This window comes from Ruegeria sp. AF1 (assembly GCF_056542125.1).
The window spans coordinates 1-14664 of record NZ_JBQFZG010000023.1 but is presented as its reverse complement, the minus strand read 5'-3'; the positions used below and the strand labels follow the sequence as shown (position 1 = coordinate 14664).

The window sequence follows — 14664 nt, the reverse complement described above, 5'->3', positions numbered from 1 at the left end:
TCGAAGGTTTCCAACTGTAACTAGATCAGTTTTCGGACGTGTGTCTCGATACGACCTGCGACTGAGATTTTAACCAGTTGACGAACACCTTAGCCTCGGGACGCTGAAATTCTGCTTGTGTCTGGATGTAATAGACGCCGAAGAGTGGCTCAGAGAACAACTCAATCATCCGATCAGATGACAGATCGTCCTCGAAAAAAGCTCTGGCAGAATACGTGATGCCGTCACCCCGGCGAACCGCAGTCATGATCAGGTTCCCAGGCATGTGATTTATGGTCAATGGCTCGGGAGGTACGACCCCATGATAGGTGAACCAGTCAGCCGCCTCGTTGGTGCCTAGTTCCTGCAACCAGGGCAGCTTCGTTAAAGAGGCCGGGTCACGCAGATCTTGGCCTTCCACCAGTGAAGGTGCTCCGATCACGACCATGTCGGAAACAAGGACAGTATCCTCTTCTTTTCTCGGCATGCGTCTGTCGTGATACCGAATGGCGACATCGATTCCGCCTGGTCTTATCTGAACCAGTTCCGAAGTTGGGTTCAGCATCAAAGTGATCTCTGGATGTTCACGTTGAAACTCCGCCATTCTCGGCAACAGCCACTCCACCGCGAATGCTGGTGCCATTGTCACTTGAACGGGACGCTGCGCTGTGTGTTCTGCCAGTCGTTCGACACCCCTTCCAATGATTTCAAAGCCGATACCCAGTTCACGTGCAAGAATGATACCTGGCTCTGTCAACTCAATGCCGCGCCCACGTCTGGTAACGAGAGCTACACCCAAATGCCTTTCCAACGATTTAACCTGCTGGCTGACAGCCGCTTGGGTCACGTTCAAGCGTTCAGCCGCCACGGTGTAACTCCCAGCTTCCGCAACCGCTGAGAAGGCGCGCAAAGCGTTCATCGGGGGAAGGTGCAACCAATCCATACTGTAGTTTTTCTAATGTTCGGTTAGACTATTTGAGTCGAATGATATCGGTTTTCCTGACAATATTCATATCGAAATTTGTTTATATGCTCCAAAAAAGTTGGGTATGGGCTTCATCGCGGATGTCAGCCTAGCCGCATGCCAGGAGATCTTGATACGATGGATAAATTTCAAGGTGGATGTTACTGTGGTGCTGTTCGATACCAGATCGCGACACCACCTGTCTGGTCGGGACATTGCCATTGTCGTTCATGCCAAATGGCCCTTGGTGGCGCCTTTGTAACTTGGGCTAAGGTAGCCGCCGAAGACTTCGCCGTTATCAAAGGCGAAATCCATCACATTGAGAAAACTTCGGGTATTCGCCGCGGGTTTTGTCGGGACTGTGGAACGACGTTGACCTATGCCGCCTTAAATGAAGGTGAGGGCCAAGACTGGAGCGCTGACGCTTGGTTTTCTGCTGTGACGTTGGACGACCCATCGATTGCGCAACCCAAGGCCCACGTCTTCGTCTCACATCAGCAGCCATGGATAAAACTCGACGACGGGCTGCCGACGTTTCCTGAGTTCTAACCAACTTTCCGAGCGAACGGAGGAGAAAGCGATGAACACTGTTTATTCATATGCCTGCAAGGACTGCGAGGGCATGGAGGCCTGCCCAGGCAAAGTGGTTGCAGCGACTAAGGACGAAGTATGGAAACTCATGGAACTGCACGCGGTAGTCGCCCATGGAGAAGATCCTAGTTCGTGGGACGCCGATACTCGAGAATATCTGGGAACATTGATTAAGCCAGCTTGATAAGATCAGGGGGGCTTCGACGCCCAACGAGAAATCGGCCTTGAACTTCGATTTGGAATGCTTGGTGACGAATGGCGACTTTGTTGAGAAGGACCGGCATGGGCTGCCAACCAGCTAATCATACAAGCTGTGAGGATAGGCAGCTCTGAGCCCAAGTGGACGATTGAAGTTGACGTAAACTGTTTTTCGACCTGCATTGATCAAAGTTTACTAATGGAAGGGAAAGCCTGGCTGTTATTCTCGAAGAGACGACCTCATACATTGGTCATATCTCGTTTTCTTGCATACTCTTTCTAATCCCGGTTACGTAATTCTTCATTAAAGACTCGATATACGACTCCGAGGTTTCATATCGGGATAACTTGTCTGAGGCGTCAAGGGCGGCGATTCCATAGAGGCAAGCCCAAAGAACACGAGCGTCATGAATGGCTTCATCAACATGGCTCTCTGGGTACAATGGGCGAATTGCCGCGACACCAATATCAATAAGATCGAAAATGGCACGATCGTATTTTTCGGGAGTTACCTTTCCCGGTGGCAACTTGTGTTCAAACACTGCGCTCCAAAGGTTGGAGTTTTTCTGAGTAAATTCCAAATAGGACTTCGCTAACTCCGTCAATGCCTTCTCGGGCGAGCCATCCAAGATCACGCCCGACAAATACGTGTGAAGGCTCCGCAATGTGTTGACGTGCAATTCCAGAATTAGATCATCGCGATTTTCAAAAATCAGATAAAGCGTCCCTGATGTGTACCCAATTTCCCTAGCGATACGCCTAATTGTCAGCTTTTCGAGACCTTCGCTCGCAACTAGTTTCGTTGCCGATTTTAAAATCATTTCCCTAAGCTCTGCACGGGTATGGTCTGATCTCCTTGCCACTTAAACCTCTGAAACTGTATAATTAATATCCTCTATATATTATATATTGATCATTGATTATTTTCAACATATGATAAATAATCAGTGATCAATAAATGTTAAGTGAGTTCAAAGATGTTTGGGGCACTTCGCGTTTTCAAAGTTTTCTTGCTTAGACAAATTGACGGAACGTCGCTCTGCGCAGGGGCGCTCTTCCTAACATTGAGCGCGTGCACCTTGTTCGTTGAAACATCACCAATGGTTTCACGCTCAATGCCCCAAATATCTCCCTACACCCCCGTCAAAAAATCTTTAAACGTTGAGGTGAAAACAAAAACATCCGATGCATTAGTCAAACCGCTCCGAGACGGATTGGAAGCGTTGGGTAACCGTTTGAACGCCATTGATCAGGCTCAAAAGACACTTGATGTTAGCCTGTTCATTCTGCGAGAAGACGATGCCGGTCATCTATTTGTAAGCAAAGTCCTGAATGCGGCTGATCGAGGAGTAAATGTCCGATTGCTCTTCGATGACTTGTTCAATCGACGAACCGCAAATCAGTTCTTTGCGCTAGACAATCACCCCAACATTGAAGTCCGCGTTTTCAATCCATACTCGCGCCTTAGCCCGACGCTATTTTCCTTTATAGTTGACTACGAAAAAAGCCGACGGCGAATGCATAGCCGATTTCAAATCTCTGATAACCTCTACGCAATTATTGGAGGTAGAAATATCGCTGATGAGTACTTCGCAGATAACGGCACTTCCAAGTTCCTTGATTTCGAAATTGGGGTTCGCGGCGAGAAAGTGAAGGCCATTTCTGAAGCATTCGAGCTCTACTGGACCGATAAATGGAGCGAAGACATCTCTAGCCTTCAGTTGCTGCCTCCAATGGTCGGCCTCGATGATCTTCGCGTTACCGCACGCCGAAGGGCAGAAGAAGCGTGGCAAGGAACATATCGGGACCTGCAAAAACCATCTGAAAGACGACCGCTGAAGAACGATGGAATTAGCGCCAAGGTTTCTTTTGTATCGGACGTTCCGGGAAAAATACGTAGGCATAAATTTGAGCGTCGATACCTCGTTTCGCAATCGCACTACGACGAGATCGCTCGAGCGACAGAAAAAGTATTGATTGTCACACCCTACTTCATTCCAACGGACAAGGGCGCCAGTCTTCTGGAGCGGTTGAGCGACAAGGGCATTCGGGTCGAAGTCGTGACCAATTCCTTAGCTTCGACCAACCATGTGTCCGTGCATGGTGGATACTCCCAGTATCGTGCGAGGTTGTTAAAGGCCGGGGTAAAAGTCTTCGAGTTAAAACCATTCAATAGCACAAACTTTGGCAAGGCTGGCCCGATACTTACTCTTCACGGAAAGTACACAGTCATTGACGGTAAAACCACTGTTGTAACGACCATGAACTTTGATCCAATTTCCATTACCGGAAACTTGGAATCCAGCGTTACGGTTCATAGCGCTAGCTTCGCGCGTTTAGTTTTAAGCGACACAAAAAACCTAATTTTAAATGGTTGCTACCGGCTAGCCCTGAACTCCAATGGCAACTTGGTTTGGTATGAAGAAACAGGTTTAGGAACAGTTGCGTTTGACGATGAGCCAGGAGCATCAATCGGTCGAAATTTCATCTCGGATTTCGTCGCCGCATTAAAAATCGAAGGCCTGCTCTGAATTCAACTTGATTATCTGCATCGATCGTCAATCAGCGGCGGACCAACAAGTAAACATAAAACACTATTCCATTATAGGAATGGATGACGTGAAACCTTCCAGTGTGGATTTTTACTTTAATATTAAATGTTTGCGGTTCGAGAGATGCTTCCTATCCGATCTTTTACTTTAGCAATTACCAGCAAAGGGAGATGAGAAATGCTGAGCAAGACTATTCAAATAACTCTTATCTGTATTGTTGTAACCGCATGCGAGACAAAGGCGCAAAAAGCTGAAACCGCATTCATGCGCGAACAGCTGATTGCATCAGGCCAAAGCACGAAACCGGCCGATGAGCTCCGAGAAAAGCACATAGGTAAAAATCTAGCTATAACTTCAGCAGCAGTACTGACCTCTCCAATCTGGGTCCCACTCGCAATTGTGTCGTGGCCGGCATTGGGGCTTTGAGCTGTTCACGCCGTTATGGTTCAGTTAACGCTGAGTCAGCTTTAGACCGTATGCTGAACAAGCGATACATGTTCAAATTGGCAGCAAAGTCCGCGAAGCGGTCACTCATGCAAAGAGCGGCGAACGGCTGCTCGGAGCCCAAGTTTCGAATGTTGCGCCAGGCACGAGCGGCAGAGTAGAGCATAAAGCGTCATTTGAAACCCACCCCTTCGTCAGATCCAGCTTTGACTTTGGCAGCGCCGCTGCGATGAACAGCTGCCGTTAGTAGTGGGAGCAGCATGAACTTTGTATCGTATGCCCAGGGACCGGGCGTAGTGAGCAGTCGCCGTTTTCAATTCGGCACTTTGGATGCGTGCAATCAGACGTGAAATGGCAAACGATTGCGTCCTGCGCAGCAAAGCACTTTGAATTTAGTCACACTTGGCGCATCGGAGAAGACTGCTCGACAATCCAAACCAGAAACATTTGACACCCGTAGCTGACGGGACCCTCCGGGCAGGTGACATAGATCGCCTGGTCTGTGTGTTTTTCGAGGGGCAAAGAGCGCACCAGACGCCCGTCTTGCAGATAGGGAATTGCGAAAAGCTCTGACACCAGCGCATGTCCCATCCCATTTGCGGCAAGTTCCAGGGCTGCAATGCTCTGATCCACATTGAGCGCCGGGATATGTCCGGGGGGCGCTAGGTTCTCCTGACGGAAAAATTGGTGCCAATTGTCGGCCACACCGATGATCTCGATCAAAGGAGAGTCTCGCAACGCCTCAAGCGTTTCGCTACTTGGCTGCAGGCTTGGGTGGCAGACTGGAACTACGGGCGGACGACCTAGCAGCGTTGCGCGCTGCCCTGGCCAATCCCCGTTCCCGAATCGAATTTCGATATCAAGTTGGCTTGATTGGATCGCGCTAGCCCAAGTACCCATATGCAATTGCATATTGACCTCCGGATATCGCACCCGGAAATCAGGCAACTGCTTTAAAAGCCAGAGCTGCGCGAAGGTCGGCAGGCAACGGATCCTCAACGGGCGCATGTGCCTAGTGCCGAAAACATCCCGCGTACCCAGCCGAAGAGTTTCGAAAGCTTTGATGACCCAGGGCAGATAAAGCTCCCCCATTGTGGTCAGCTCCATGGGCCGTTTTTTGCGGGAAAACAACTGATAGCCCAAATGCTCTTCGAGCGACCGCACCTGATGGCTGACAGCAGCCGGCGTAAGCCCGAGTTCCTCACCGGCGCTGGAGAAATTACCGTTTCGCGAGGCAGCCTCAAAAGCGCGCAACCAGGGCAAGGGAGGCATGTCGTTCATGAGCAGCGTCTACATTGCAAACTTTTCCACATCTATAACAAATAATTATTTGTTTATAGAATGCCAGCGCCTCATGCCAAAACACTCCGACAGACTGCAGAGGGCGGCATGGAAAACTTCGACTACATCATAGTGGGGGCGGGTTCTGCGGGCTGCGTTCTTGCAGAGCGGCTGAGCGCTTCCGGGCGACACAAGGTGCTGGTGCTGGAGGCCGGCGGGCGAGGCTGGTCGCCCTGGATTGCGCTGCCGCTTGGCTACGGCAAGACCTTCTTCGACCCGAAGGTAAACTGGAAATACCAGACCGAGCCTGAAGAAGCCCTGGCGGGACGCTCGGGCTACTGGCCGCGCGGCAAGGTGGTGGGCGGGTCGGCCGCGATAAACGCTCTGGTCTATGCGCGCGGGCTACCACGCGACTTCGACGACTGGGCGTCCGCCGGAGCGGACGGATGGAACTGGGAGACTGTGCGGCAGACCTATGAGGCAATGGAGAGCCGCATTGGCACCGATGGCGGGTGCGATGGTGCCGGGCCGCTGCATGTGCAGGATGTCTCGGATCAGATCCACCCGGTGAACCGGCACTTTTTTGCCGCGGCCGAGGAACTGGGGCTGCCGCGCACCGAGGATATCAACGGCCACGCCTGCGAGGGCGCGGCGGCCTACCGGATCAACACCAGCGGCGGCCGCCGGATGCATTCAGCGCGGGCGTTTTTGAAGCCCGCGCTGAAGCGGGCCAACGTCACCCTGATGACCAGGGTGCAGGCCGAGCGGATCATCTTTGAGGGCACGCGGGCCGCTGCCCTGCAGGTGGTGCGTGAGGGCAGGAGGCAAACCCTGCGAGCCGGCCGCGAAATCATCCTGTCGGCCGGTGCCGTGACTTCGCCGCGGCTTCTGCAGCTATCGGGTATCGGTCCGGCGGAGCTGTTAAAATCCCACGGCATCACGCCGCTGCTGGATGCGGCGCATGTGGGCGGCAACCTGCAGGATCATCTGGGCATCAACTATTACTTCCGCGCCACTGAGCCAACGCTGAACAACGTGCTGCGCCCGTTTGCCGGGAAAGTGCGCGCGGCGCTGCAATATGCGCTGACCTGGCGCGGGCCGCTGGCCCTGTCAGTGAACCAGTGCGGCGGCTATTTCCGCTCCGGCCCGGATCAGGTCCACCCTGACCAGCAGCTGTATTTCAACCCGGTCACATATACCACCACGCCGAACGGCACGCGCACGGTGGTGCAACCCGACCCGTTTCCAGGCTTCATCATCGGCTTTCAGCCGGCCCGCCCCACCAGCTGCGGCCGTATCGACATTAGCGCTGCCGACCCAGCGGCTCCGCCCCGGATCCGCCCCAATTCGCTGGCTACCGAAGAGGATCGCGCACAGGTCGTGGCGGGCGGCCGCCTGTGCCAGCGGCTGATCAATACTGCGGCACTGGACGGGCTTGTGGACTCGGCGATGGATCCGGATCTGCGTCGCATGGACGACGACCGGATCCTGGCCGATTTCCGCGAACGCTGCGGCACCGTCTTTCACCCGGTCGGCACCTGCCGCATGGGGCGGGGCACGCAGGACTCGGTGGTCAGTCCGAGGCTGAAGGTGCATGGTGTGCAAGGGCTGCGCGTCGTCGATGCCTCGGTTTTCCCCAACCTGACCTCGGGCAACACCAATGCCCCGACCATGATGCTGGCGCACCGCGCCGCTGATCTCATTCTGGAGGACGCATGAGCACGCCTTATTCCATGTCCGGCGCGGTGCCGGTTGCTAACGCCCGCGGCAGGGACGACACCGGGCCGCGGATCCGCCGGATCGAGACCTTCTGCACGCCGCTGGTCGGCTTCGTGCGGGTCACCGCAGAGGACGGCAGCACGGGCTGGGGGCAGGTGTCCACCTACAGCAGCGACCTGACCTGCGAGATCCTGCACCGCCAGGTGGCGCCCTGGGCACTGGGGCGCGGCATGAGCGCGCTGGAGGATGTGATCGCTGAGATCCCACTGCGCGAGCACAAGTTCCCCGGCACCTATCTGCGCCGGGCCATGGCAGGTCTGGATACTGCGGTCTGGGACTGGCGCGGTAAGGCTGCGAAAAAGCCCGTGGCCGAGCTTCTGGGCGGCTCGGCAGGGCCGCTGCGGGCCTATGCCTCCTCCATGCGGCGTGACATCACGCCCGGGGACGAGGCGGCGCGCATGCAATGCCTGCGCGATGACTACGGCTTTGACGCCTTCAAGGTGCGTGTCGGTGCCGAATGCGGCCAAGACCAGGACGAATGGGACGGCCGCACCGAGGCAATCATCCCCGCCATCCGCAAAGCCATGGGGCCGGATGCGGCGCTGCTGGTGGATGGCAACTCGGGCTTTGGTCCCGCCCGCGCGATCGAGGTCGGGCGGATGCTGGAGGCCAACGGCTACGAGCACTTCGAGGAGCCCTGTCCCTATTGGGAGCTAGAACAGACCGCCGAGGTCACCGGCAAGCTGTCCATCGACGTGGCCGGCGGCGAGCAGGACTGGGATCTGCAACAGTGGAAGCGGATCGTCGCGATGCGCGCGGTGGATATCATCCAGCCCGATATTCTGTATCTGGGCGGCATGGTGCGCAGCATGGAGGTGGCCCGCATGGGCCATGCCGCCGGGCTGCCCTGCACCCCGCATGCGGCCAACCTGTCGCTGGTGACGCTGTTCGCCATGCATCTGTTGCGGGCGGTGCCCAATCCGGGCCGCTACCTGGAATTCTCGATCGAGGGCGACGACTACTATCCGTGGCAGCGTGACTTGTTCCTGGATGATCCTTTCACAATCACGGACGGCCAGGCGGTCGTGACCGATGCCCCGGGCTGGGGCGTTGAGATCAACCCCGAGTGGCTGGCCAAATCCACCTACAAATGCAGCGAGCATGCATGATGACCTCCGACCAGATGATTTCCACCTATTTCGAAACCGGCACGCTGCCGGATCTGCCGTGCGATCACTTCATTGATGGCGCGTTCGTTGCCGCCGACAGCGGCAACCGCATGGAAAGCTTTGATGCCGGCACCGGCGAGGCCTTTTCCGATTTCGCCGCTGGCACCGCGGCCGATGTGGACCGTGCCGTGACCAGCGCCGCCAAGGGTTTCGAGGTCTGGCGCAACACACCGCCCGCCCGCCGCTGCGCCATTCTGAACGAGGCGGCGCGTCTGATGCGCGCCGAAGCGGACAGGCTGGCAGTGGTCGAAAGTCTCGACAGCGGCAAGACTCTGGCTGAGGCGAAGGGCGATGTCGCGGGTTCGGCGCGCCTGTTCGAATACTACGCAGGTGCCGCTGACAAGCTGGACGGGCGCAGCGTCAACCTCGGCAACGGCAACGCCGCCTTCACCCTGCGCGAGCCGGTGGGCCTGACCGCCCATATCGTGCCATGGAACTACCCAACATCGACCTTTGTGCGCGGTATTGCGCCGGCTCTGGCGGCGGGATGTTCGGCAGTTGTGAAACCGGCGGAGACCACGCCCTTTACCGCGCTGATGATCGCTGAGCTTCTGGTGCGTGCAGGCGTGCCTGCGGGCGCGGTCAATGTGGTCACCGGCACCGGCACCGAGGCCGGCGCACCGCTGGTTACCGATCCCCGTGTGCGGCATGTGACCTTCACCGGCTCGGTGGCAACCGGTGTCGGGGTAATGCAGAATGTGGCACCCAATGTGACCGGTCTTACCCTGGAACTGGGCGGCAAGTCGCCGCTGATCGCCTTTGCCGACGCTGATGCTGAGGCGGTGGCGGAGGGCGCGCTGTGGGCCATTTTTTCCAACTCCGGGCAGATTTGCTCGGCTGGTTCCCGACTCGTGATCCATCGCGATCTGCACGCCGAGGTGCTGGAGCGGCTGGTCAGAAAAGCACAAGGCCTGCGCTTCGGTCACGGGCTGCGCAATCCTGATATGGGTGCGGTGAACTCAGAACGGCATTTGGCGCAGATTGCGGGCCACGTGGAGCGTGCCCGCGCGCGCGGGGTGGAAATCGCCACCGGTGGCAACATCGCAACTGATCCGGAAACCGGCAAGGGCTGGTTCTTTGAACCGACCATCCTCGACAATCTTTGCGCTAGCGACGATGCGGTGACCCAGGAAATCTTTGGTCCTGTTCTTGCCGTACAAACCTTCGAAAGTGAAGAAGAAGCACTGGCGCTTGCCAATGGTACCGATTTTGCTCTGGCGGCCGGGATCTACACCCGCGACATGTCTATTGCCTTGCGCATGGCGCAGCGGGTGGATGCGGGGCAGGTCACCGTCAACGATTATTGGGCCGGCGGAATCGAACTGCCCTTTGGCGGCAACCGGAAGTCCGGTTTCGGTCGCGAAAAAGGGTTGGAAGGCCTCGACGCCTATACCCGTTCAAAATCTATCACGCTTGCAGTGTGAAGCATTGCAAGACTCGAGAACTCAAAGACGAGGGACATAGAGCTGCATACCGCTCAATAACGGAGTTCGGGATTTGGTTCGGCGATGCCACTCGAACCGGTGCGTGCTTTCGAGAAACTGCGCATACTTTTCAAAGATTTGTTTCTGTGCCTGGAGGTCTTCGAAGCAGCCCGAAGCATTGATGCCTACAAAATTGCCAAGATGGAAGTCCGCTGTTGACGGAGCGAACAGTCAGTCTTGCTCCTACAGCCTCTCTGGAACTGCAGTCGGTTCCAAAGACCGCTTTGGGCTGCCTGCCGTCATTGTACTGGGCGATGGGAGCGACGGCTTTGTCCGCAACTCGGTCATAGCGGCGATTTCGACGAACGTCCGGTGCTGATGGAAGCTGCCGTTGAAATTGCTACCCGTTTATAGGTCCAGAGCCTAGATCGCCGCCCCCTCAACCTCAGGGTCAAAGACCTTCACATCACCCTGGTCGACCTCTTTCATACCAAACATCAGGCCAGTTAAGTTACTAGAATAAGAATGATGCGGAAGTTTTGGATCAGCAAAAAGCCTAACTTTCATTGCCATCCGAGAAGCTACGGCATGCTCAGATAATTGCACGCGCTCCATTAGCTGAACGCCTGTTTCAGGGACCCAAGTACCGGAAATTTTCAGTTGCCACATTGAGTGTGCAGAAATATCTCCGTCACGGATGTCACAATTAAAGAAGCTGGTCCGGTTCATTTTTTCTGCACGAAATGATGTCTTACGTGCAGTGACATAGTGAAAATCACAAGTAGACAAATCTGCTTCGTCGAACATAGCACCGGAACAGTCGCAGTCCCAGAAGAGGCATCCAGACATGTTCTTTATGCTTCCTGCGTTGACACACTCTAGTCTCGATTTCTTAAACTGAGTTCCGATTAACTCTGCGCCGTTGATCGAAGCGCCAATTAGTGAACAGCTGGCAAACTCGACATCACTTAAATCAGCCTTTTCTAAATTTGCGCCGTCGAGTTGGCAATTCTCAAATCTCGCTCCAACCAAGTTTGCCCCACCCAAATCAGCTTGCTGCAGGTTTGCTCCGGAGAATGTAAGGGGCTGGTTGTGCGCATCTTTATCAAATCTCTTACTTATTCTGAGGATCACCGAGATCGCAGCAAGAGTGTCTGGACGCGGTTTCTTCAGCTTACTGGCCCAATCTCGACCCAAGCCTTCCGCGCCTCCCCGAAAACGCTTATCAAGACCTGGGTCAGGCTCAACTTTGTCGTACGTTTCCAACGAGGGGTGAGGAAAGGTTCCCGGAGTATCAAAGTTGTTGCTCACGTATGCACAAAGTATCTCCAATATCTGTGGACGATCAGCGGCACTCTCATTTGCAACGCGTTCCAGCGCGTAAACGGAGCCGATGCGCATTTCAAGATTCGGCAAGGTCAACTCGTCGAAGATCGGCTTCTTTAAGTCTGGTCCACCGTCAGAACCATCCTCATAGAGCAATGTGCCGCGTTGGTTCATACGGTGGCGCTTAACGGCTTTATCAGCGCCAAGCCCTTGAACTGCTTTATTGATGCGGTCGGTGATAAGGCCCTGTTCCGCAATGTCGGCTTGTCGCTGCGCAACGAATGAACGCCAAGCGATGAACGGGGCACCAATGATTGCAGCAAGAACAAGGCCGATATTTCGGATTGCTTCGTGGGTTTGTTGCCCATGATAGGGACCAAGTTGAAAGGCTGCCAATATGAAATTAATGAGTGCCGCAATGAAGCCAGCAATCAAAAACACAAACAATAGGGACAGGATCGTGCCGATAATTGATCCCAAATTGCGAGCCTTGGTGAAATCAGCCTGAAAGTGCGGCCAAAGCCAATCAATAAGTTTCGGTCTATTTTCGTTTGACATAAATACCTCTGGAGACTAGCGCGACTATTGTACCGCAAGCGTGCCGGCGCAAGTGGCACGAAAGGAATTGGAACTAAGCGAACTGAAAAGCCATCTGGTCGGAATTGGTCTCGCATTTCCTTACCATAAGACTGTCAGCTTCGTGCGCACCTTGCCTTTTCTGGTCACCGAGATCACACCGATACTGTAACACCTGCGAGGTCGGCATCGAACCCAAAGTGGGCCAACTTGATTGTCGACGGCAGCTCTCTGCAATCCCCCGTGAGTTTGCATATAGTGTTTGCTGCGCTTAGCTACCGTAGGTAACGACCAAGTCGGTAAGCGGTCGTTGTTCGCTGCAGCTGGCTCGAATGACCGTCCTGCGGACGAAGCGGACCTCACTTTTTTGAGGGCGCAGCGGGAGTTTTACGGGAAAAAACCAATTTCCTTTGAGCGCCATTGGGTGACATCGCCTTTACTGCGAGTTGCGTGGATTTTGTGAAGGTGCTCAGCTACTCTCCCGCTACAGGGGGGACACCAAATGAAGCGACGCCTAGCCGCCATACTTGCTGCCGACGTTGTCGGGTATTCCCGTCTCGTGGAAGCAGATGAGGAAGGCACGCTAGCAGCTCTGAGGTTGTTGCGGACACAAACAATCGAGCCGCTCATCGTGCATCACCATGGCCGTGTTGTGAAGCTCATGGGTGATGGTTTTCTCGTCGAGTTTGCAAGTGCTCTTGATGCGGTGAAGTGCGCCATTGGCTGGCAGGAAGGCATTACGGGGCAAGACGAGCGTTTCCCTCTGCAGTTTCGAATTGGGATAAATCTCGGCGATATCGTAATTGATGGGGACGACATTTTAGGCGACGGCGTGAACATAGCGGCGCGTCTGGAAGGTCTGGCGGAGCCGGGTGGTGTCGTAATTTCCAACGTTGTGCACCAGAGTGTGCATGGCAAACTCAATCTCGTATTTGAGAGTGGTGGCGCCCATACACTTAAGAACATTGAGACGCCGGTCACAATCTGGACGTGGGTCGGCAACGTTCCCAAGGCTGGTAATCAGACGCCTTTACTATCGTTACCGGACAAGCCGTCCATCGCGGTGCTGCCGTTCACCAATTTGAGTGGGGATGCGGATCAAGAGTATTTCTCCGACGGGATAACGGAAGATATCATTACTGAGTTGAGCCGCTTTAGGAACTTGTTCGTGATCGCGCGCCACTCCTCATTCACCTACAAGGACCGGAGTATCAAGGTGCAGGAAGTGGGAAGAGATCTCGGCGTCGAGTTTGTCGTTGAAGGGAGTGTCAGAAAAGCCGGGAGTCGCATCCGGGTGACTGCTCAGCTGGTTGAAGCATCGACTGGCAACCATCTCTGGGCTGAACGTTATGATCGAGACTTGGAAGATATTTTCGCCGTACAGGATGAACTCACGGAAAGCATTGTGTCTTGTCTGCCCGGGCGCATGGAAGACGCCGGAACGTCTCAGGCAAAGCGCAAACGCACCGCCAGTATGACAGCCTACGACCACCTGCTGTTGGGGCTAGAGCAGTTCAGACGATTTGCGCGGGAACAGAATGCCAAGGCGAGGGAGTATTTTGAAAAGGCAATCGAAATAGATCCCCTTTTTGCGCGCGCGCATGCCCTACTTGCCTCAACCTATGTCTGGGACATTATGGCCGAGTTCGGAGATGAACATTGGGATGAGGCATACCAGAGCATTCAGACGGCTCTGTCACTTGACCACGAAGACGCGTGGTCGCATGCGATTCTGGGATTTCTGCTATTTCTGCAGAGGGAGGATGAGGATGCGGCAGCGGAGTTTCAACGTGCCGTTACTTTAAATGCAAATGATGCTGATGTTGCAGCCTTCAGGGCTAACGTGTTGGTCTATTTGGGCCAATGGCCAGACGCCTTGGGTTCGATTTCGAGAGCGCTGCGTCTCAATCCTCACCCACCGCGATGGTACCACTGGTATCACGCTCTGGCTCTTTTTTCTGGCCACAAGTACGAGGAAGCACTCGGCGCAATAAGGAGAATTGGGCCACATTTTACACCTGCTCACGCCTATGCTGCAGCATGTCATGCGCACATAAACCAGATTGAAGATGCCAGATCGGAAATGTCGATCTTCGCAAACGCTATAGAAACATTTCCGAAGAGCCACGCTCAATGTCAGCAGCGGACGGCCTCACGCGTAGCTGCGGAGCGAGCTGCACGGTATAGGGTACCAGAGGACAGTGCGCACTTTCTGACCGGACTAAGAAAGGCAGGCTTCAGTGTTTAGGTGCCATTGATGCGACGCATTAAAAGAGTCCGGTTAACCCACAGAAACCACCCTAGAGGTTTAATCTTTGGGTCGGCTTGGCAACGCTTGCCCATCCGTCAAAAAGAATTGCCCAACTAGGTCAGTTGTCATT

12 protein-coding genes are annotated in these 14664 nt (G+C 54.7%); 8 read left to right on the top strand and 4 right to left on the bottom strand.

Features of this window, described 5'->3' with window-relative positions:
• Positions 1-25: 25 nt before the first annotated feature.
• Positions 26-898 (bottom strand): LysR family transcriptional regulator, encoded by an 873-nt coding sequence (locus ACR0BK_RS19030; RefSeq protein ID WP_480555918.1) that lies wholly within the window; start codon positions 896-898, stop codon positions 26-28.
• A 183-nt stretch (positions 899-1081) separates the two neighbouring features.
• Between ACR0BK_RS19030 and ACR0BK_RS19025 the strand changes: the two genes are divergently transcribed.
• Positions 1082-1492 carry a GFA family protein gene (locus tag ACR0BK_RS19025; RefSeq protein ID WP_480521418.1) on the top strand — a complete coding sequence of 137 codons (411 nt, stop codon included), beginning with the start codon at positions 1082-1084 and terminating at the stop codon, positions 1490-1492.
• A 31-nt stretch (positions 1493-1523) separates the two neighbouring features.
• Positions 1524-1718 (top strand): DUF1059 domain-containing protein, encoded by a 195-nt coding sequence (locus ACR0BK_RS19020; RefSeq protein WP_170389176.1) that lies wholly within the window; start codon positions 1524-1526, stop codon positions 1716-1718.
• Between the two features lie 265 nt (positions 1719-1983).
• Here the strand turns inward: ACR0BK_RS19020 and ACR0BK_RS19015 are convergent, their stop codons facing one another.
• The gene (locus ACR0BK_RS19015) at positions 1984-2595 is read right to left on the bottom strand and encodes a TetR/AcrR family transcriptional regulator (RefSeq protein WP_480521421.1); all 612 of its coding nucleotides are present in this window, start codon (positions 2593-2595) and stop codon (positions 1984-1986) included.
• 252 nt (positions 2596-2847) lie between these two features.
• Here ACR0BK_RS19015 and ACR0BK_RS19010 point away from each other — a divergent pair, with 252 nt between their 5' ends.
• The gene (locus ACR0BK_RS19010) at positions 2848-4263 is read left to right on the top strand and encodes a phospholipase D-like domain-containing protein (protein WP_480555917.1); all 1416 of its coding nucleotides are present in this window, start codon (positions 2848-2850) and stop codon (positions 4261-4263) included.
• 198 nt (positions 4264-4461) lie between these two features.
• Positions 4462-4710 carry a hypothetical protein gene (locus ACR0BK_RS19005; RefSeq protein ID WP_170668966.1) on the top strand — a complete coding sequence of 83 codons (249 nt, stop codon included), beginning with the start codon at positions 4462-4464 and terminating at the stop codon, positions 4708-4710.
• A gap of 414 nt (positions 4711-5124) precedes the next feature.
• Here the strand turns inward: ACR0BK_RS19005 and ACR0BK_RS19000 are convergent, their stop codons facing one another.
• On the bottom strand, positions 5125-6009 hold the full coding sequence (locus tag ACR0BK_RS19000) for a LysR substrate-binding domain-containing protein (RefSeq protein ID WP_480555916.1): 885 nt from the start codon (positions 6007-6009) through the stop codon (positions 5125-5127).
• Positions 6010-6117: 108 nt separating this feature from the next.
• On the opposite strand from ACR0BK_RS19000, the gene ACR0BK_RS18995 reads away from it, so the two are divergent.
• The 3 genes from ACR0BK_RS18995 to ACR0BK_RS18985 are packed head-to-tail and all read left to right on the top strand — an operon-like array spanning position 6118 to position 10381.
• Positions 6118-7728: a GMC family oxidoreductase gene (locus ACR0BK_RS18995; protein ID WP_480508146.1), complete on the top strand. Its 1611-nt coding sequence runs from the start codon at positions 6118-6120 to the stop codon at positions 7726-7728.
• Positions 7725-8897, top strand: a complete 1173-nt coding sequence (locus tag ACR0BK_RS18990; protein ID WP_480518073.1) for a mandelate racemase/muconate lactonizing enzyme family protein — start codon at positions 7725-7727, stop codon at positions 8895-8897. Before ACR0BK_RS18995 ends, ACR0BK_RS18990 begins: the two co-directional genes overlap by 4 nt.
• On the top strand, positions 8894-10381 hold the full coding sequence (locus ACR0BK_RS18985; protein ID WP_480508150.1) for an aldehyde dehydrogenase family protein: 1488 nt from the start codon (positions 8894-8896) through the stop codon (positions 10379-10381). Before ACR0BK_RS18990 ends, ACR0BK_RS18985 begins: the two co-directional genes overlap by 4 nt.
• A 423-nt stretch (positions 10382-10804) precedes the next feature.
• Here the strand turns inward: ACR0BK_RS18985 and ACR0BK_RS18980 are convergent, their stop codons facing one another.
• A complete protein-coding gene (locus tag ACR0BK_RS18980) occupies positions 10805-12265 on the bottom strand; it encodes a pentapeptide repeat-containing protein (protein ID WP_480555915.1) in 1461 nt (486 codons plus the stop codon).
• Between the two features lie 520 nt (positions 12266-12785).
• Here ACR0BK_RS18980 and ACR0BK_RS18975 point away from each other — a divergent pair.
• Positions 12786-14531, top strand: a complete 1746-nt coding sequence (locus ACR0BK_RS18975; RefSeq protein ID WP_480521109.1) for an adenylate/guanylate cyclase domain-containing protein — start codon at positions 12786-12788, stop codon at positions 14529-14531.
• The last annotated feature ends 133 nt before the right edge of the window (positions 14532-14664 follow it).